Source organism: Pedobacter superstes (assembly GCF_037622515.1).
GTDB lineage: Bacteria > Bacteroidota > Bacteroidia > Sphingobacteriales > Sphingobacteriaceae > Paradesertivirga > Paradesertivirga superstes.
This window is the reverse complement of the sequence record NZ_JBBJCN010000004.1, coordinates 149,608-170,633: the sequence shown is the minus strand read 5'-3', so window position 1 is coordinate 170,633 and position 21,026 is coordinate 149,608. Positions and strand designations below refer to the sequence as shown.

The window sequence follows — 21,026 nt, the reverse complement described above, 5'->3', positions numbered from 1 at the left end:
CTTTAAAGGCCCCAAGATTCGGTATCCCTGAGAAATCTGAAAACCTAAAAAATGCAATTTATATAAATGCATAGGCTGCAATGGCTTCGCTATGAGTTTAAGAGAGAAAACGATATCGGGTATTTTATGGTCATTTACAGAGCAGTTTAGTGCCAAGTTGCTTAGTTTCTGTATAACCATAGTTCTTGCCAGAATATTAGATCCGGCCGAGTTTGGGATAATAGCAATGTTTGCTGTATTCATTTCCATTGGAAATTCTTTGATGGATAGCGGATTAACATCATCGCTGATTCGAACCAACGATGCAAATCAGAGAGATTACTCCACAATATTTTTTTTTAACCTTATTGGAAGTGTTTTTCTCTATTTTATCCTGTTTTTGCTTGCTCCCTATCTTTCATTATTTTATAAACAGGAGATCTTAACCAACATTATCAGAGTCTATGGCTTAACACTCATTTTGAACGCTTTCTTTACTATCCAAAATACTCGCCTTTCAAAGGAAATGGATTTTAAAGCACAGACTATCATCATAATACCATCGGTTTTAGGTGGCGGTCTTTTAGGGATTATATTAGCAAAAATGGGTTATGGCGTTTGGAGCCTGGTTTGGATGAGTTTACTTAATTCTCTTCTATCAACCTTAATGCATTGGACCTATTCTGGTTGGCGGCCCGACTGGGTGTTTGATAAAGAAAGTTTTAAGAAACATTTCTTTTTTGGATACAAAATGACCTTGTCGGGATTGTTAGACACCATTTACCAAAACATATATATCATCATTATAGGTAAGTTTTATTCTGCTACTCTGCTAGGTTATTATTCACGAGCCAATAGCATTAGTCAGTTATCCATTAGTAACATCTCTGCTGCATTAAATAAAGTTACTTACCCGATGTTCGCGTCAATATCGAATGACGATAAGAAATTAAAAGGCATCTACAAAAAAATATTGCAGCAGGTTCTGTTCTGGAACGCTCCGGCATTAATATTCTTAGGTGTGATTGCCGAGCCCTTATTCAGGTTTTTATTAACAGAAAAGTGGTTACCTGCAGTTCCTTATTTTCAGATACTATGTTTTGCAGGTATTATGTATCCCTTGCATGCATATAACCTTAATATTCTTAAAGTAAAAGGCAGGAGCGACCTGTTTTTAAAATTAGAGGTAGTAAAAAAAATCATTAGTGTAATAGGTATAGTAATAGCAATTCCATTCGGAATTTATGGACTACTATATTTTCAATTAATTTTCAGCGTCCTGGGATATTTTATTAATTCGTTCTATAGCGGTAAAATCATCGGCTATACATTTAAAGAACAACTTGCAGATATTTTTCCGGTAATCTTTTTGTCCTGTATAATCGGTGCTCTTTGTTATTTCCTTGACCGATACCTTTTTCTAAGATTTCAATTGCCTGATTTTACCAGGCTAATAATAGCCGGTGTATTTTATTTTCTAATGTATTTAAGCTCCAGTAATATAATAAAGTTAAATGCAATAATAGATTTCAAACAACTAATCCTAAAGAAATGATACCTGTGACTAAACCCTATTTACCAAGTGTAAATGAATATGATGAATATCTGAACAGTATTTGGGAACGCCAATGGTTAACTAATAACGGTCCCCTTGTTAATGAATTAGAATTAAAACTAAAAAAGTATTTGGGCCTGGATTATTTACTCTACGTTACCAATGGCACTTTAGCTCTTCAAATTGCAATTAAAGCATTAGAACTTCAGGGCGAAATTATTACTACCCCTTTTTCTTATGTTGCTACAAGCAGCAGCATTGTTTGGCAGGGCTGTGAACCTGTATATGTAGATATTGAAGAAGATACATTCAATATTGATCCCACAAAAATAGAAGCTGCCATTACATCAAAAACTTCGGCTATTTTGGCAACCCATGTATTTGGGAACCCCTGCAATATTGAAGCAATACAGACCATTGCCGATAAACATAACCTAAAAGTAATTTACGATGCTGCACATTGCTTTGGAACGAAATATAAGAACAAATCGGTGTTTGAGTATGGCGATATAAGTACTACCAGCTTTCATGCTACCAAGATATTTCATACCATAGAAGGAGGTGCGGTATTTACTAAATGCCCCAATCTTTTAAAGAAAATGGCTTTCATAAGAAACTTCGGCCATGACGGACCAGAAGAGTTTGCCGAGTTGGGTATAAATGGAAAAAATTCAGAATTTCATGCAGCAATGGGTTTATGTAACCTTAATCATATTGACGAAATTCTGGAAAAAAGAAAATTATTGTCTCTTCATTATATTGATAATTTAACAAACCTTAAAGCTAAATATCCAAAACTAAACGCGGATCGCGATTATAATTATGCTTATTTCCCGGTTTTGTTTGATAGCCATGATCTGATGCTTAGGTGTGTTAAAGCCCTGGAAAGCGAAAAAGTTTATTGTCGCCGGTATTTCTACCCGGCACTAACTACACTTCCGTTTGTTAAAAATCAGCAGGTTCCTGTTTGCGATTCGGTTGTACAGCGGATTGTCTGCTTGCCATTGTACCATTCCCTTATGACAGGTGACCTGGATTTGGTAAGCAGAGTAATGTTAAGAGAACAGAATTATGGTCAAAATGCAACTATTAACAAAGCAGCAAAAACTATTTTGATCGAAGAAGAGATCAAATCATTACTGAATGACCGTAAAATAACTATTTCTGATTTAAACAATTAAGAAATGGACAGGCCAGTTTCAGATATTACCGTTAGTATATGTTGTATAACGTATAATCACGAAGAGTATATAGCTCAGACAATTGAAGGATTTTTAATGCAAAAAACCAATTTTAAAATTGAAATCCTTATAGGCGAAGATTGTTCTACAGACCAAACAGGGGAAATTGTTAAAGAATATACAGCTAATCACCCATCTGTTATCAGGCTGATCACCTCAGAAACAAACGTGGGACCTACTAAAAACGTCAAGCGTGTAGTTGAAGCAGCAACCGGAAAATACGTTGCGTTTTGTGAGGGTGATGATTTTTGGACAGATGAGCGAAAGCTTCAAAAGCAGATCGACCTTTTGGAAAACGATGCAAACATCGCCATTTGCTGCCATTATGCGAGGGTCATTGATGATTCGGATGCCTTAGTGTATGAGGCAGAAGAATTAATCCCCTTTGAATACACATATAACGATCTCTTATTGGGAAAACGACATGAAACCAGAACAAGTTCTATTGTATGTCGTAACTCACCAGAACTGAAGCAGATTTTTGAAAACGAATGGTATCACAGAACCTTTGGTTCCGATGTGTTTTTAAAGCTTTATATAATAGCGAATACCGGCGGGAAAATATATGTTATACCCGAAGTTATGTCTACGTATCGACTTCACAGGGGTGGTATTTTTAGTATGATAGATCCTAAAATAAGAAAAGGAAGGATGCTTAATGATTTTAACATCATCGTCAATCATTTTTCATATTCAACCAGGTTGAAAAGGAAACTACTGTTCAATTATTTTACCCAGTTTTTTCTTTTTGAACTCCGCAATTTTAAGTTAAGAAGTGCTTATAATACCATATCATCTTTGATTTAAACGATTGTATGATGATTAAAAATAGCATAGTTTATCTATTGATGTTTATGTATATGTATACATTAACATTTAACATTTTCATGAATTCCTTTATAAGATTACCTGCACCGCTGGTATTTACCATGCCCCTGATTTTCTTATTCAATAAGCAACAAGAAAATATCTTTTCACAAAGGTTTTATTATACAAAAGAAATGTTTGTTTTTCTGATGGGGGCCATATTGCTTTTTCTGATAGCGCTGCAGAGTATAAAATCTTTTCTTGTTGTATTGATTATTGTAGGATGCTGTATTATGTATTTTAATTATTTCATCGGGAAAGACATTAAGAAATTAACGCTCTCTATTTGGATGTTTTATGCATTGCTTCTCTTGTCATCGGTAATAATGCTGCTTGATCATCTTAACCCTGTTCAAATTACAGCATTACGGTCCATGCTTCTTGGTGAAGTAGCAAAGCAAACACCCTCTGGTATTGCCCCCTATATTTTTACTTTTGGATACCAGCTTTCGGCTTTAGTTTCTTTTGCAGTAATTTCTGCAATATGCTTTCGAAAGCATATCCTGATAATAGTTATTGTATTTGGACTGTCTCTGGTTTTGATTCTCTATGGCATGAATCGATCTGTATTAGTGACTTTTTCATTATCAGTCGGCCTTTTTTGGATTTTGTATTATCGCTTTAAAGCTTTGCTGTTTGTAGGAATTCTGATTTGTTTCGGGCTGCTGTTTAGATCGTCTATTGAAGATTTGTCCACAGGCCGGAAAGAGAATATCCTGGCAAAGAATGAGAAGAATGCTGATGAGCACAGGGAAAGTTTAATGATTGAAAATTTTAAAATCATAGCCGACAATCCTTTTGGATTAGCTTTTTACGGAAAGTCCTGGACTGATGTAGCAAAACGGAATCCCGCATTCAGGCTTGGCTTTGAAGGCATTGTAACTTCCCATAATGCGTATTTAATGTTTATCACCTACCTAGGAATTGTTGTGGGCGGTCTTTTTCTCTGGTTATTTTATCAGAAAATTGCAAGCATATTCTGGCGTGCGCTTCTGCATATCCGGAAACGGGAAAATGCCTTGATGATTTCGTTGTGCTTTTCCTTTTTAGCTATTTCACTAAATTCATTTTTTCATAACGAATGGTTGTTGGCTGGAAGCGGTCCAACGATATTTTTATACTTCTGCATAATGCAGTTATCAAAAATTCAAAATAGTCCTGAATCCCTTAATCCAACATCTGCCGGAAATCATTAGCCTGAAATGATTTTAAATATGATCTTTCGACTCTGTCCGAAGATTTGAATTTAGCTGTGCAATTGTGCAGATACTTGACAGGTTATTGGGTAGAAGATTATAATAAACCTGCGATACACACATGAAAACATTAAAGGTTCTTGATTGGCCCGATTATCGTTTTTATTCAGAAAGTCATCCATTACATAGATGGAGTAAAACGCTGAGAGAGCATGATATTAAAGTAGAATTTTATTCCAACCACAAAAGTGCAAAATTAGCAGGTGCTGATTGTTTATTCATTCACTCACGCTATTTTGATAAAGGCTGGCAAAATATTTTAAAAAGGAATTCAGAAAATGAAGCGGAGCTGATGAATTATCTTTTTGAAATGAAAAAGGATGCGGGGAAAATAATTTGGTACGATGCAGCTGATTCAACAGGCTCTGCAGATTTTCCAATTATTCATTTAGTGGATTCCTTTGTTAAAAAGCAAATACATAAAGATTTAACACTCTATACCGAAACGTCTAAACCTTTGAGGGTTTGGCTCAACGATAATGCCTCCTCTTTTACGCCTTGCCCGAAAGAGGAATTGAAAAAAATTAAAATCGGGTGGAATATCGGGCTTAACGATTACCGGTATTTTGGTTATAAGATGAGTCGCTTAAGTAATTACCTTAGCTACAACATTCATTCTGTTAATTATCAGGGAGTTGATAAAAAAAGAATATTGGATTTAACCTTTCGTGGTACTGTAAAGAAAGATGTTTCCAATAAAATCTCAGATCAAAGAATTGAAGTAATTAAGCTTATCAATTCATTGAATCTAAAAGTAGCTACAGGAGCTGCCATTAGTAAGAAACTGTATCTTAAAGAGTTAGGGAGTTCCAAAATTAGTATAAGTCCCTTTGGATGGGGCGAAATTTGCTATCGGGATTTTGAAACCTTTATTTCAGGAGCAGTGCTTATTAAACCCTGGATGGGCCATCTGGAAACATATCCTAATATCTATATTCCAAATGAAACCTATCTGCCTGTCGCTTGGGATTTACAGGATCTTCCCGATAAATTGAATTCTATAACTTCAAATTATAACTCTTATAAACATATAGCCAAGTACGGGCAAGAGCTGTATAGAAAAAGCATTAATGATTCTGAAACATTTGTTAAAAAGCTGAAGGAGATAATGGACTGATTTGGTGTGCTCAAAAAAAACTTTTATAACAAATCGAACCATTGAAAGAGGATGAGACGACTGCTTCCTAAACGATAAAACATCCAATAAACCTATTCGAATCTCTTTCTTAATTTATATTGTTTATGAAATCGAATTTATTTTTTGTTATCAATACCTTAGAAGGTGGCGGGGCCGAGCGCGTTCTTACAAATTTGGCGAATTACTTTCATGAGAAAGGTTATAGAGTATATATTGTTTGTCTTAATTATGCGCCCGCGTCATATAAACCTTCTCCCGGAATAAAGGTGGTTTATCTGGTTAACAGAAAAGATAGTTCTGGTTTTTTCTACAGGCTGCTGTATGGAGGGATGACGTTCTTTAATCTGCTGCGTTTACTTGCCAGAGAAAGACCCAAATGCGTGGTTTCATTCATGACCTCTGCAAATTTATGGACAGGACTCACTTGTAGTATCCTTAGAATACCTTACCTGGTTTCTGAAAGAATAACACCCGATTATACAATAAACAGCTTTAATTATATTTATAAATGTTTGTCATATATTATTTATAAGCACGCTAAAGCAATAGTGATCCCGGCAAAAGGAATGATTGCATCTTTTAAAAAGAATAGATTATTTAGAAGTCTGAATAATTTCAAGACTATTCATAACCCTGTAAATCTGTTTGCCTCCAATTTTAGCAGCCAGGTGTATCCCCGGAAATATATTCTAGCTGTCGGACGCCTCGACCCTCAAAAGGGATTTGACATTCTGATAAATGCGTTTAGCAAGTTACGCGATTTAGATATTGATTTATTGATATCTGGAGAAGGAAAAGAACGAAGCAATATTGTACAATTGATAGAATCTCTGAACTTAACTGATCGAGTTAAATTAATCGGTTTTAAGAATAATATTCAGGATTATTATAAGCAGGCAGAAGTATTTGTTCTCTCATCCAGAAACGAAGGTTATCCAAATGCTTTGGTAGAAGCAATGAGTTTAGGATGTTCCTGTATAGCCACTAATTGTGAATTCGGACCTTCAGAAATTATTATAAATCAGGATAATGGCATATTGGTTGAGCCTGTCAACGTGCATGAATTAGCCACCGCAATTTTAGATTTACTGACTAACCCTATACTGAAAAGGAGAATTTCGGAGAATGCGAAACTCATTAATAAATCTAATTCTCTTGAAACCATCTCCTTAAAATGGGAAAAATTGATATTAAGCCATGGCTTAAACATTTGATTGTCTTTTTGCTGGTGGACAGCGTATCTGTAAAAACTCTGACAAAATCATTTAAGCTCTCTTTCTCATCATTTCTTCAAACAATGAGTGTTTGGTAAAAAGCGATTAAGATTGTTCAGATATTTCATGCTTCATTGAATGCAATCAGATTAAAAGCCATTGATAATTATTTCCAGTCACCAGGCTCAGTTCGATTTAAAGGTCTAAGACTCTCAAATTAAATTTCTGAAATCAAGATTAAAATCATTCTTATGAATATTGCATTTTCACCTCCGTTTATTGATCAATCTGTAATTGATCAGGTTTTAGAGACACTTCAATCAAAGTGGATTACTTCAGGGCCAAAGGTAAAATCCCTGGAGGAGGAAATTATTCAACTAACGGGTACAAAAGCTGCCTTATGTGTAAACTCATGGACATCCGGAGCAATCATGATGTTAAAATGGTTTGGAATTAAGGAGGGTGACGAAGTAATTGTGCCGGCATATACCTATTGCGCAACTGCTTTAAGCGTTCTGCACTGTGGTGCGACCCCTGTCATGGTTGATATTAATGATGATTTCACGATTGATCCTGAGGCAGTAAAAAAAGCCATTACATCAAAAACAAAGGCAATCATAGCAGTAGATATCGGCGGATGGCCTTGTGATTACAGAGCGCTGAATGCTATTATCAAAAGTGCCGCAGCCAGGGATCTATTTGTTCCATCCTCTAATACACAGGGTATTTTAAACAGAATTTTATTAATTTCTGACGCTGCTCACTCAATAGGGGCAATATACGACAGAACTGCAGCCGCTTTAAAAGCAGATATATCTATCTTTTCTTTCCATGCAGTGAAAAATATTACCACCGCCGAAGGGGGATGCATTTGTTTGAATTTACCGGAACCGTTTAATGTTCAATCGGAATATAAGTACCTTAAGATTTTTTCGCTTAACGGGCAAAATAAAGATGCTTTTTCCAAGTTTAACGGGTCTGGATGGAAATATGATGTTCTTTACCAGGGTCTAAAAATAAACATGCCTGATATCTGCGCAGCTATAGGTTTAGCTCAGATCAGACAGTATAACAGATCAATGCTCCCCGCCCGGAAAGCTATTGCCTTGAAATATTATAATGCTTTCAAACCCTTCGACTGGTTCGTGGCACCTCCATTTAAAGATAGACATCGCGAGTCGTCATACCATCTGTTTCAGCTCAGGATAAAAGGAATAACAGAAGCGGAAAGAGATAAAATCATAGATTATTTGATGAATGCCGGCATTATAGTTAATGTTCATTTTATTCCCATGCCAATGTTGACTCTGTTTAAGAGCCTTGGTTATGATATAGTGAATTATCCGAATGCTTATAAGCAATATGCCTGTGAGATATCTCTGCCCATATATCCGGAATTATCTGAAGTTGAGACAAATTTTATAATCGATTCTGTAATTGAAGCTGTGCTGCTGCTGGTTGGAGGTCAACGAGTGTTGTTAGCCGTTTCCTAAATCTTAATAAAATGAAAAGGATATTTGATTTTAGTCTTGCATTGCTGGCCATTTTAATGTTTCTGCCTTTATTTATCATTATCGCGCTTCTTATAACAGCCGATTCAAAGGGTGGAATACTTTATAAGCAAAGCAGAGTTGGTAAAAATAAAATTGATTTTAAACTATATAAGTTTAGAACAATGTATTACAGGCCATTTGAGAAATGCCAATTAACCATTGGTGCTCACGATCCGCGTGTAACCAAACTCGGCTATTGGCTACGGAAATATAAAATTGATGAGCTGCCTCAATTAATTAATATTTTGAAAGGCGATATGAGTTTTGTGGGCCCCCGGCCAGAAGTTCAAAAATATGCCAGGCTTTATAATCGCGACCAGCAGAGAGTATTTTCCGTTAAACCGGGCATCACTGATTGGGCTTCAATAGAATATTGCGGTGAAAGTGAGCTTCTGGCAAAATCAAAAGATCCTGAAAACTATTATATAAAGGAAATAATCCCTTCAAAACTTTCTCACAGTCTTCAATATATTGATCATCATGATTTATGGATCGACTTAAAAATTATTTTCCTCACCCTGGCAAGAGTAGTCAGAAATTGAATTCTGTAATTTTTACACCTAACCCTCGCTCATAGAGTAATGAGCTGTCTAAACATGAAATTATTAGACGAGCAAACCAAAAAAGATATAATCAACTGGGATATTAGTAATTGGTCGAAAGCATTAGATTACTGGGAAAAAAATATTCCGCTAGAAGATAAAAAATACAAATGTTTAGAACTCGGGGCAAGTTGTGGTGGCCTTTCCTTATGGCTGGCATTAAACCGGAATAAGGTTATTTGTTCAGATGTGCAAGGTCCTCATAAAGATGCCAGGCGATTACACGAAAAATATACCTGCGGAGATAATATCGAGTACGCAGCAATTGATGCTACTGCTATTCCATATGAAAATCATTTCGATCTAATAGTTTTTAAATCAATTCTGGGTGGAATCAGCTCTAACAATCAGGATGTTTATAAAAAGAAAACATTGGATGAAATATACAAAGCTTTAAAACCAGGTGGCATATTATTGTTTGCCGAAAACCTTCAGGGTTCATTTTTGCATACTGCACTCCGGAAAAAATTTGGGACAAAAAACTGGAATTATTTGAGGTTAAATGAAATCGATAAAATTTTTTCTGAGTATAGAAGTATTGAATATACCACAGTTGGATTTCTCGGTTGTTTAGGAAGAACAGAAAATCAGCGAACTGTCTTAGGGAAGATTGATACTGTGTTGGATAAATTACTGCCCGGGAAATACAAGTATATTGCTATCGGTATAGCTGTCAAATAAATTTTACGACGCCAGTCCTTAAATATTGGAAAATGCAATGTGAACTGCTACCCGTGCTTAATGGAGATGTTAATAGAAAACTTAACATTTCAAAAGTTAAAATTGTGCATTTGATTGGCTCATTAACCAAAGGCGGGGCAGAGCGCTTTGTAATAGATTTATGCAACGAGCTTTCAAAAAATGAACAATACGACGTTTGGATAATTTCTTTAAATGCTAATGATTCTGCAAATACCTTTTTAAAGGAAATTAATCCCAGGGTATCCTATTATTCCCTGAATAAAGGGCGCGGATTTAGTCTTAATGTGCTTTTAAAATTGTCAAAGTGGTTGAAACACGAGCAACCTGATATTCTTCATACACATTTAAACGCCTTTGAATATGCAATGCTTTATATAGTGCAAAATCCTGGTACAAGGTTTTTTCATACTATACACAATATGGCCAGTTTTGAATGTTCAAATATCCTTGTAAAAAGTATTCGTAAATGGTTTTACCGGAAAAACATGGTGATGCCCGTGACTATTTCTGCTGACGGGAGCGAAGATTTCAAAAAGACTTACAATTTACGGAATGATATTTTAATAAGAAATGGAAGGCCCGATTTAACATTGAGCCCTGAACAGGTGAGGTTGATGAAAAAATACAAATCAGATAAAAATATATTTCTACTGGTTCATGTTGGAAGAATTTCTGCCGAGAAAAATCAGCGGGTTTTAATTGAAGCAGTTCAGCAATTTAATTCAAGCCAGAAAAATCAATGCAGATTATTGATTATCGGAGATGTCAATGACGAAATTTTATACAAAGAATTACAAGCGATAGTAGGAACCGACTCCCAAATAGAATTTTTAGGAGGCATATTCAATATTGCAGATTATTTAAGTATTGCAGATGTCTTTTGCCTGTCCAGTTCATTCGAAGGCATGCCAATTTCACTTATAGAAGCCTTATCAATGGGTTGTATAAGCGTTTGCACACCTGTCGGTGGAATTAATGAAATGATATATCACGGAAAAACCGGGTTTCTGAGTAAGGATTTTAGCGTTGATGCCTTTTGTAATGCTATTAAAGAAGCAGTTTATTCTAAAAATAAACATCTGATTAAAGAAAATAGCATTTATGCTTTTAAGTCGAAATACCATATAGAGGCCTCGGCAAAAAAACATGTTAATGCATATACAGCTAAATAAACTGCCTTAAAATTTAATAAATCACAAAATCCAATTGTTTTCCGGAAGTCGATGATGCTGGATTTCAGATTTAATCACCATTAAAAGTATCGTTATGTGTGGAATATATGGTTCAACTATTAACTATAGTGAAGACATCCTTAAAGAAAAGCTGGCTCGTATAAATTTTCGCGGACCCGATTATACCGAGATCAGGCGTACGGAGGATATTATTCTTGGGCATAACCGACTGGCTATTATTGATTTAGATGCCAGATCTAATCAACCCTTCAGGTATTTACATCTTACCATTGTTTTTAATGGTGAGATTTATAATTATTCTGAAATTAAAGCTAAACTTCTTAAAAAAGGGTATCAGTTTACAACAGTTTCGGATACCGAAGTTATTTGCGCAGCTTATTTAGAATATGGCCAAAACTGCGTACCTCATTTCAATGGAATGTTTGCTTTTGCAATTTATGATGAAAAAAAACGAATTGTCTTTGGAGCGAGGGATCGTTTTGGTAAAAAGCCATTCTATTACTGCCATTCCCCGCATGAATTAGAGTTTGCCAGCCAACCTTCTCAAATTAGTTTAGGAAGGCAACTATCTGTAGACCAGAAAGCTATTAACCAATATTACACATGGGGTTATATACCGGAGCCAAATTGTATATGGAAAGAGATTAAAAAATTACCTGCCGGTCATTCCTTTATATATGATTTCTATTCCGGAGAGTTTGAAGTCAATAAATACTGGGATTTAGATCATACCGGCGGGAATGAATTTTCAGGCTCCTATCAGGATGCAAAACACATGCTTAACGAACTTTTGACTGATTCTGTTAAAATTCGGATGAATGCTGATGTTCCCCTGGGCGTATTTCTATCCGGAGGAATAGACTCCTCCCTGGTTGTTGCTTTAGCCGTTCAAAAAGTCAATAATGTTAAAACCTTTTCCATAAAATTCAATGAAAAAGGATTTGATGAAAGTCTCTATGCACAACGGGTGGCTAATTATTTAGGTACCGAACATCATACGATTGAGTGCAGTCTTTATGAAGGCATAGAAATTATAAAAAACTTTACCCGGTATTTCGACGAGCCTTTTGCAGATTCAAGTGCCATTCCAACTCTTTTATTAAGTAAATATACCAGTAAACAAGTTACTGTGGCTTTAAGCGGAGATGCCGGCGATGAAGTTTTCCTGGGTTATTCCAGGTATAAATGGATGAAAACGATCAATTCTTTGTTTGCATTGCCATTAAGTATTCGGCAGCTTTTAGCGTCGTTTGTAAAGTTATCACTTAATTACAGACATAAGCTAATCGCCAAGGGTATAGCTCAGGAGGATATTAATACACTCTATGTAAATATTCTGGGAGAAATGGAAAGTTCCTGGATACATAATCCAAACCCGGGTTTAAAAAATGAGCTTTTTAAAATAATATCAGCAACGGATAAACCTTTATTGAAGAGGTTGTCTGATTTTGATATTAAAACATATCTGAATGAAGATATAAATACAAAGGTGGATAGGGCATCAATGGCTTTTTCCCTGGAATCGAGATCTCCTTTAATGGATTACAGAGTGATTGAATTTGGAAGATCTTTACCTGTAAGCTTTAAGTACAGAATGGGTAATCAGAAACTAATTTTAAAAGATTTACTCTTTCATCATGTTCCTTCATCATTGTTTAACCGTCCGAAAGCAGGCTTTTCCATGCCGTTAAAAGAATGGTTTAAACGTGAACTTAAAGAATACGTTTTGGATAACCTTTCAAAGGATGAATTAAAAAACATCCCAGGTATAAATGTGCAAAGAACAGAACAAATCATTCAGGAGCACATGACCGGAAAATGGAATCGTTCTCAACAGATTTGGAAGTTATTGGTGATGTCACAATGGTTAAAATCCGAGCAAGCTTCATTCGTTTCCAATAAAGCAATGCCCCATGCCGGAATAATAGCGTGATTAAATCTTAGTTGAATTCATTATGAAAAAAAGGATTCTATTTATAACACCAAGTCTTAGTAAAGGTGGAGCAGAAACCCAATTGATTAAAATAGCAAGGTTTTTGAAATCTAAAAACCATGAGGTGATGATTATTTCATTAAAGCCAATTAATGAGTTTAATATAGATTTTCAAAAAGAAGATATCGATTTAGTGGTTTTACAGAACTGGACAGGACATTTCTTTTCAAACTGGATATTTTTATATAAAACAGTGAAGTCCTTCCGCTGCGATGTAGTAATAGCTTTCATGTTCATTGCAATCATTTTTGCCCGTTTACTTAAGATTTTTCTCCGGTTTAAATTAATTTCAACAATCAGAATTTCAGTAATAAACAGGAAATGGTACATTCCATTTAAGATAACTTCGACGTTTGACGATGGCATTGTATACAATTCTCACGCATCGAAACTAAGCTTTGAACGAAGTAAATTAGTAAGTAAGCCGGGTATCGTCATCTATAACAGAATAGAAATTCCTTTACTAAAACCCTTGCGAAGGGAGCATTCCGGAACATTTAATTGGGTATGTATAGCGCATTTCAGATGGAATAAAGATTATTTAACATTATTCAAAGCCATCGCACTTATCAAAGAGAAAAACTTTAGAGTAGATATCTTGGGGAACTTAAACAAGGAGGTTTGGCCCTTAAAGATAATTGAAGAACTCAAAATCCAGGATCGTGTTCGTTTACTGGGATTTCAACCTAAAGCCACAGACTATCTTGAGAGTGCCGATGCCTTTGTTCTCTCTTCTTTTTCGGAAGGAATGCCCAACGCAATTCTTGAAGCAATGGCCAGAAATATACCAGTGGTGGTTACCGATATAGACGGAAATAACGAACTGGTTAATGGAGCCCAATGTGGTTTTCTTTCTAAACCGGCAAATGAAGTGGATCTCGCTCATAAAATGTCCAAATTAATGAGTATGGGCAACAAAGAGCGCATTGTCATGGCTGAAAACGGAAGAAAATTTATAGAAACAAATTTCTCTGAAAAAAAAATAATGGGCGATTGGCTCCATGCAATTGAATTGTTTTCAGGAAAAAAAGCAGAATTAAGCTCTAAATAATTCTGGGACGCTCCGGCTGTGAATTTTTATAAGTCTTAAAACAAACTATCATGTGCGGTATTTTCGGAACAATAAACTACAGGCTGTCTGATGATTCTTCTAAAGTATTTAAGGGGCTCTACCATCGCGGACCTGATGCGCATGATAATTTGGAGCTTAATAATATTCAGCTATATCATACTCGTTTAGCTATTCAGGATTTGAGTGAAGCCGGAGCGCAACCGATGCAGTTCGATGGCATTTATATTGTTTTCAACGGGGAAATATATAATCACATGTACCTCAGAAAAAAATATGGATTATCGTCCGAATCGCATTCTGATACTAAAACCATTCTTCTTTTATATCAAAAAATGGGAATGAAAATGCTCAATGAATTTGATGGAATGTTTGCGCTGGCACTCTACGATTCAAACAAGAATCTGTTGTTTTTAGCTCGGGACCGTGCCGGAAAAAAACCCTTATATATATATCAGAAAGACGCCAGCGTTGTTTTTTCATCCGAATTAAATACCTTATATAGTATTACCAAGGCTCCCATTAATTATTCCGCTATATCCGATTATTTGTATCTGGGATATCATTACCGCAAATCCACACCTTATCAGTATGTTTCAGAATTAGAAAACGGACATTATCTCAAAATAGATACGAAAACCAATGAAACCGGGCTCTACAAATGGTTTGATATTTCATTGTTTTACCGTCAGGTAAATCGTATTACTTATAAAGATGCCATCGAAGAACTTGACAGAAAACTCCATTCTGCTGTAAAAAGCCGCATTGAAAGCTCAGACCTTGATGTAGGATCTTTTCTGAGTGGCGGTATAGACAGCGGATTAGTTACGGCTATCGCAAGAGAATATTCATCAACTTTAAAAACGTTCACTGTAAAAATTGAAGGTGCATACGACGAATCTTCACTTGCAAATCAGGTTGCGGAAAAATTCAATACCAATCACAGGGTTGTTGAAATTTCATTTTCTGATTTGAAAAATGATATAGTGCCGCTATTAATTAATTACGGCGAACCTTATTGCGATAGTTCTTCCATCCCGAGTTATTATGTAGCAAAAGCTGCCAAACAACATATAACTGTAGCTTTAAATGGCGATGGTGCAGATGAGCTTTTTGGTGGTTACAGGAGATATGTTCCTTTTAAGTATCACGACTTTTTTAAGTCAACCGATTTATCCAGGATGACAGCCAGCAGCTTGCTGAGGATACTGCCTGTAGCAAATGAAAAAAAGAGCAGGTATAATTATTTATACAGGCTGTTGAAATTTGCCAGTTATAAGGATAATGTAAAAGTATACAGCTCTGCTTCATCTGATATGTTAGTGGGGTATGAAAATCAGTTTTTACACCGTCCCGAATTGCTTGATATAACTGCTAATCTTGAATTTATAAATCAGTTATCTCTTTCATCCTTAAATAAGTTATTGCTGATGGATTTTCAGAGTATTTTATTTAGTGGCCTATTGCCTAAAATGGATATAGCAACAATGGCTCATTCACTGGAGGGGCGAAGTCCGTTTCTCTCTAAAGATATACTGGAATTTGCACCGGGCTTAAGCGACGAATTTAAAATCAATAACATCACTACAAAGTATATTCTTAGAGATCTGGCAAAAAAATATTTACCCCCGGATCTGATAAACCAACCAAAAAGGGGCTTTGAAATACCTTTGAAAAAGTGGATAGACAATGAATTGAAAGACATCGTTGCGGATTATCTATTGGCTGAAGATAATTTGTATTCGAAAATTATCCGGAAGAGCTTTATAGAAGATCTGATCTCTCGCAAGGTCAGGATATCAGACGAAAGAAGAGCCAAAATCCTTTTTTGCATTTTCGGTATGGAGGTTTGGTACAGAAACCTTAACTAGCTCAATGTAAAAATTCAATTTTATTAATTCTCATTACACCAGTGGGAACCCTGTCATATTAATTATCAATTTTTAACCATTTACATAAATCTTATGAAAGTATTAGTAACAGGCAGCGCCGGATTTATTGGATTTCATCTGGTAAAACGTTTATTGGAACGGGGAGATGAAGTAACAGGAATTGATAATATAAACGACTATTATGATGTAAACCTGAAATACGGTCGTTTACATGAAACTGGTGTAGAAGAAGATAGAATTGAATATGGGAAATCTGTACAAAGTTCAACGAATGAAAATTATCAATTTGTAAAATTGGACCTTACCGATTCTGAGGGTCTTCATGAATTATTTCTGCACTCAAAATTTGATGCCGTATGCAATCTGGCCGCCCAGGCAGGAGTGAGGTACAGTCTTACAAATCCCCGGGCCTACATGGAATCTAATATAGTAGGCTTTCTAAATATTTTAGAATGTTCACGACATTATTCTATTAAACATTTACTATATGCCAGTTCTTCCAGTGTTTATGGATTGAATACAAAAATGCCCTTTTCTGTCAATGATAACGTGGATCATCCAGTATCTCTCTATGCAGCTTCTAAAAAAAGCAATGAGTTAATGGCTCATGCTTATAGTCACTTATTTAACCTGCCTACTACCGGCTTAAGATTCTTTACCGTATATGGCCCCTGGGGTAGACCTGACATGGCTCTTTTTATTTTTACTAAAAATATTATAGAGAATAAGCCGATTGACGTTTTTAATTTCGGTAATATGCAAAGAGATTTTACCTATGTGGATGATATAATTGAGGGAATTGTGATGGCCTTTGATCAGCCGGCCAAAAGCAATCCAAAATGGGATTCGAGTGATCCAAACCCTGCAAGCTCTATCGCTCCTTATAGCGTCTTGAATATTGGCAGGGGGCAGTCTGTAAATCTTTGCGATTTTGTAAGAGAGATAGAAGATAACCTGGGAAAATCAGCGATTATCAATTATTTACCTTTACAGGACGGCGACGTTCCGCGTACTTGGGCTGATGTGCACACTCTGAATACAGAATATGGGTATAAACCAAAAGTATCTGTAAATGAAGGAGTTAGAAATTTTGTTTCCTGGTACAAAAAATATTATGGCTTTAGTATTAAAGAACAAATTTATATCAGGCATGGTCTTGCATCGTAACAAAAATGCGACGTTTTTAAATCTATTCTTGAGCCTATTTTCACAAAATATTTTTGGAATGGTTTTAAAAAAATAAAATTAAGAATATTTTATGACAGATAATTTACATTTCGTCGTCTGTGAATCTAACATCGATTGTGAAATGTGTGAAATTAGTTCACACTCGAAAATTAGTTTTAAAAAAGTTTTATTTTTTTTGTAAAAAAATAAGCACGAAAATATTGCCGATATATGACAATCTATATTAATTGAAAGAATACTTTTTTTATCGTGCATATAATTTCGTTCTTTTTTATAAAGATGTTACAACATATATCCAAAATTTAAACAGCTCTTAAGTTAACTTTTCTTAGAAGAGCAAAAATCACATAAAAAAAATATCGTCTTTTCCTACTGTATGTGTATGCAACTCTGTACCATTTGATGCGTTCAAGAGGTGTAATTAAAAACACAGTATGAAAGAAATGAAAAGATTTAGTTTTAACAAAGGATTATCAATGTGCCTTCTATTATGTGCAGTAATCTTATTTACTCAATGCAAAAAAGAATCAACTGACGAGGTTTATTCAGACACCACAACAAGTGCCATAATGGCCACCACCAGCGCGACCACTGTAAGTGGTTCTCTGGATGTTTCAAAAGCTGCGAGCGATGGCGGTTTTGCTTATGTAATCAATCAAAATTTAAACACAACCGGAGATTCACCATCTCAACCAACTGTTTCAACAATCAGAATTTTTGAAGATGGAAAAGAAATAGGTCCGGCCCATTCAGTTCACAACGACGTTCGTACTTCCGGACAGGGAAGATTTAGTCATTGGGGCACAAAAATCTATTTTTCTGCATCGGATAATACTAATCCGAAAACAAACGGCAGAAAATACACCTATACCAATGCAACAGCTACGGTAGCTCTTTCTACAACCCCTTTAGATGTATCATCCAGCGTTTCGGATGGTGGATTCGCATATGCTGTGGTAAAAGATTTTGGAATTACGTCTGATTCTGATACACAGCCAACAATTTCAACTTTAAGAGTATTTGAAAACGGTGTAGAATTAAATCCTGCACATTCGGTTCATGCTGATATCAGAAATTACGGTAACGGCAGATATAGTCATTGGGCTGGTAAATTGTATTTCTCAGCATCTGACAATTCAAATCCGCGCACTAACGGCAGACAATACTCGTATATAATTGGAGAAGCAGCAACAACAACAACTCCTCCTCCAACTACTACTGCGCCGCCACAAGAGATTACTCCACCGGCAACAGAAACTGCTCAACCGGCAACAGGTATTGTTGGTTATGCAAATGTAAATGGCTTAACTACAGGTGGTCAGGGAGGACAAACAGTAACTGTTTCTACTTTATCGGCTCTAAAAAGTGCTGCGGCTTCATCATCTCCAATGATTATTCAATTCTCAGGAAATATCACTGGTACAGGATACGTTAATATAAGTTCAAATAAAACAATTATCGGATTAAGCGGATCAAGCATGGATGGTGTTGGTTTGTTAGTATACGGAACCAGTAACGTTATCATTAGAAACATGACAATCAGAAATGTAGTTACATATTCAAATATTGTTATTAAAGAAAACGCTCATCACGTTTGGGTTGACCACTGTACTTTATCATCAGACCGTAGTCATGGTTGGGATTATTATGACGGATTACTGGATGTAGGTAACGGATCAGATTATGTTTCTTTATCATGGAACAAACTACACGATAATCACATTGCCTTACTGATTGGTTTTTCTGACGCAAGAACAAGCGATATCGGTAAACTGCACGTAACTGTTTACAATAATTATTTCTATAACGTTTCTGAAAGACAACCAACAACTCGTTTTGGCCAGATGCACGTATTTAATAATTATGTTAAAAACGGTAGCGGATACGGTATTGGCGTAACTATGGATGCCACTGTACGTACAGACAATAACTACTTTGAAGGTACAGGAGTGCCAATAAGAACAGATTTCAATGCAAAACCGGGTTATGTAAGTGGTGCAAACACCAACATATTTAACGGTGGAACTCCAAGAATCACAACTGCTGCTTCTAACTGGGTTCCTTCATACGAATATCAGTCAGTTCTTATCCCTGCAGCAAATGTTCCTTCAGTTGTTGCTAGCGGAGCTGGTGCAAAATAAGTTGAGTCTTTTCGCAGATTCATAATTTTTAAAACAATACAAACCATCAAGGCTACCGTAACTGGTAGCTTTGATGGTTTCTAAAACTTTTTTAATTACGTAAAAAGGTTTACCATTTTTTTCAATAAGCTTTTTTTGAAAAAAAAAACATCCTCCAGTACATGAATCCGTGTATGTTTTCAAATCTCAACACCGATGGAATTGAAAAGAAAAATACTTATCGCCTGCGATTCATCGCGTTCTCTTCTTGACTTTAGAGGGAAGCTTATAGAAGCTCTGTTAGAACAGAATGAAGTTTTTGTATTTACCCCTAAAATTTCACAAACCAGTATTCGAAATACTCTTGATCGTTTAGGTGTAATCGTTTATGAAAACGGATTAGATTCCAGCAAGGTTTCTGTATGGTCTGATATAAAATATATCATCAGCCTGTATAAAGTCATTAAATTAATACGGCCCGATGTGTTCTTTCCCTATGCTTTTAAACCCGTTATTTATGGTTGCCTGGTGGCTAATATCTGCGGGGTAAAGCGCATAACGCCTATGTTAACTGGTTTGGGATACAATTTTCTAAATACAGAATCGGGTACAAATATTATCAAAATAATTACGAGAGGGCTTTTGAAGCTGAGCCTGATAAATCGTAACAGAACAAGCGTTATCCTGCAAAATAAAGACGATTACAAAACACTTCTCGATTTCAAAATAATTACCAATAGAAATAAAGCATTTGTTGTAAATGGATCTGGGGTAGATTTATCTCATTACGTATATAGCGAGCCCAATTGTAAACAGATTAGCTTTTTAATGATCGCCAGATTGATTAATGCGAAAGGTGTTAATGAATATTATGAGGCAGCAAAAGTGATACGCGCCAGCTTTCCCTTTGTGAAATGTCAATTAATTGGCCCTTATGATGATAATATAGATGCTATTGATAAAAAACTTTATGAAAAACTACTCTCAGGCGACGTGATAGAATACCTGGGGCAGGTGGATGATGTTCGATCTTTTATTAAAGAGTCATCAGTTCTGGTACTGCCGTCTTATTACGGCGAAGGCATTCCAAGGTGTATTCTGGAAGCGATGGCCATGGGGCGGGCAGTTTTAACTACTAATTCGGTTGGGTGCAAGGAAACTGTAAATGAAGAACCCGGAGAATCTAACGGGTTTTTAGTTCCGGTTAAAAATGTTAGTGCACTTATATCTAAAATGGAATATTACGTGATTAACTCGAAGGATATAATAAAATTTGGAATACAGGGTAGGAGATATGCTCAGGAGAAATTTGACGTCCATAAAGTTAATAAACAAATGTTAAACGTCTTAATGGGTTAGTGTTACTACTCTTAACACGTCCCACCTTTAATCACTTGCTTTAATAAAATTTCCGTATAGGTCCATTTCTGACCTTTTGCTTCAAATATCTATTTGATAGGATAA

At 35.7% G+C, this 21,026-nt stretch carries 16 protein-coding genes; all 16 read left to right on the top strand.

Going from position 1 to position 21,026, the window contains the following annotated elements; translation table 11 throughout:
* Window positions 1-91 precede the first annotated feature (91 nt).
* The 16 genes from WG906_RS12945 (at window position 92) to WG906_RS12870 (ending at window position 20,921) form a co-directional block, all read left to right on the top strand.
* Window positions 92-1,534, top strand: coding sequence for a lipopolysaccharide biosynthesis protein (locus WG906_RS12945; RefSeq protein WP_339993106.1), 1,443 nt, complete (start codon window positions 92-94; stop codon window positions 1,532-1,534).
* Window positions 1,531-2,715 carry a DegT/DnrJ/EryC1/StrS family aminotransferase gene (locus WG906_RS12940; protein ID WP_339993105.1) on the top strand — a complete coding sequence of 395 codons (1,185 nt, stop codon included), beginning with the start codon at window positions 1,531-1,533 and terminating at the stop codon, window positions 2,713-2,715. Before WG906_RS12945 ends, WG906_RS12940 begins: the two co-directional genes overlap by 4 nt.
* Window positions 2,716-2,718: 3 nt before the next feature.
* Entirely contained in the window at window positions 2,719-3,582 is an 864-nt protein-coding gene (locus tag WG906_RS12935; RefSeq protein ID WP_339993104.1) for a glycosyltransferase family 2 protein, read from the top strand.
* An 80-nt stretch (window positions 3,583-3,662) separates the two neighbouring features.
* Complete coding sequence (locus WG906_RS12930) at window positions 3,663-4,838, top strand: O-antigen ligase family protein (protein ID WP_339993102.1); 1,176 nt, start codon at window positions 3,663-3,665, stop codon at window positions 4,836-4,838.
* Between the two features lie 121 nt (window positions 4,839-4,959).
* A complete protein-coding gene (locus tag WG906_RS12925) occupies window positions 4,960-6,015 on the top strand; it encodes a glycosyltransferase family 1 protein (protein WP_339993101.1) in 1,056 nt (351 codons plus the stop codon).
* 125 nt (window positions 6,016-6,140) lie between these two features.
* Entirely contained in the window at window positions 6,141-7,250 is a 1,110-nt protein-coding gene (locus tag WG906_RS12920; RefSeq protein ID WP_339993100.1) for a glycosyltransferase, read from the top strand.
* Window positions 7,251-7,501: 251 nt separating this feature from the next.
* Complete coding sequence (locus WG906_RS12915; protein WP_339993099.1) at window positions 7,502-8,743, top strand: DegT/DnrJ/EryC1/StrS family aminotransferase; 1,242 nt, start codon at window positions 7,502-7,504, stop codon at window positions 8,741-8,743.
* A gap of 11 nt (window positions 8,744-8,754) precedes the next feature.
* Window positions 8,755-9,345, top strand: coding sequence for a sugar transferase (locus WG906_RS12910; protein ID WP_339993097.1), 591 nt, complete (start codon window positions 8,755-8,757; stop codon window positions 9,343-9,345).
* A 54-nt stretch (window positions 9,346-9,399) separates the two neighbouring features.
* A complete protein-coding gene (locus WG906_RS12905) occupies window positions 9,400-10,086 on the top strand; it encodes a class I SAM-dependent methyltransferase (RefSeq protein WP_339993096.1) in 687 nt (228 codons plus the stop codon).
* 32 nt (window positions 10,087-10,118) lie between these two features.
* Entirely contained in the window at window positions 10,119-11,279 is a 1,161-nt protein-coding gene (locus tag WG906_RS12900; protein WP_339993094.1) for a glycosyltransferase family 4 protein, read from the top strand.
* Between the two features lie 94 nt (window positions 11,280-11,373).
* Window positions 11,374-13,233: an asparagine synthase (glutamine-hydrolyzing) gene (gene asnB, locus WG906_RS12895; RefSeq protein WP_339993092.1), complete on the top strand. Its 1,860-nt coding sequence runs from the start codon at window positions 11,374-11,376 to the stop codon at window positions 13,231-13,233.
* 22 nt (window positions 13,234-13,255) lie between these two features.
* The gene (locus tag WG906_RS12890) at window positions 13,256-14,344 is read left to right on the top strand and encodes a glycosyltransferase (protein ID WP_339993091.1); all 1,089 of its coding nucleotides are present in this window, start codon (window positions 13,256-13,258) and stop codon (window positions 14,342-14,344) included.
* A 50-nt stretch (window positions 14,345-14,394) separates the two neighbouring features.
* Window positions 14,395-16,233, top strand: a complete 1,839-nt coding sequence (gene asnB, locus WG906_RS12885; protein ID WP_339993090.1) for an asparagine synthase (glutamine-hydrolyzing) — start codon at window positions 14,395-14,397, stop codon at window positions 16,231-16,233.
* A 93-nt stretch (window positions 16,234-16,326) separates the two neighbouring features.
* Window positions 16,327-17,421 (top strand): NAD-dependent epimerase, encoded by a 1,095-nt coding sequence (locus WG906_RS12880; protein ID WP_339993089.1) that lies wholly within the window; start codon window positions 16,327-16,329, stop codon window positions 17,419-17,421.
* A 455-nt stretch (window positions 17,422-17,876) separates the two neighbouring features.
* Window positions 17,877-19,583 carry a pectate lyase family protein gene (locus tag WG906_RS12875; RefSeq protein ID WP_339993088.1) on the top strand — a complete coding sequence of 569 codons (1,707 nt, stop codon included), beginning with the start codon at window positions 17,877-17,879 and terminating at the stop codon, window positions 19,581-19,583.
* 195 nt (window positions 19,584-19,778) lie between these two features.
* Window positions 19,779-20,921, top strand: a complete 1,143-nt coding sequence (locus tag WG906_RS12870; protein WP_339993087.1) for a glycosyltransferase family 4 protein — start codon at window positions 19,779-19,781, stop codon at window positions 20,919-20,921.
* Window positions 20,922-21,026: the final 105 nt, after the last annotated feature.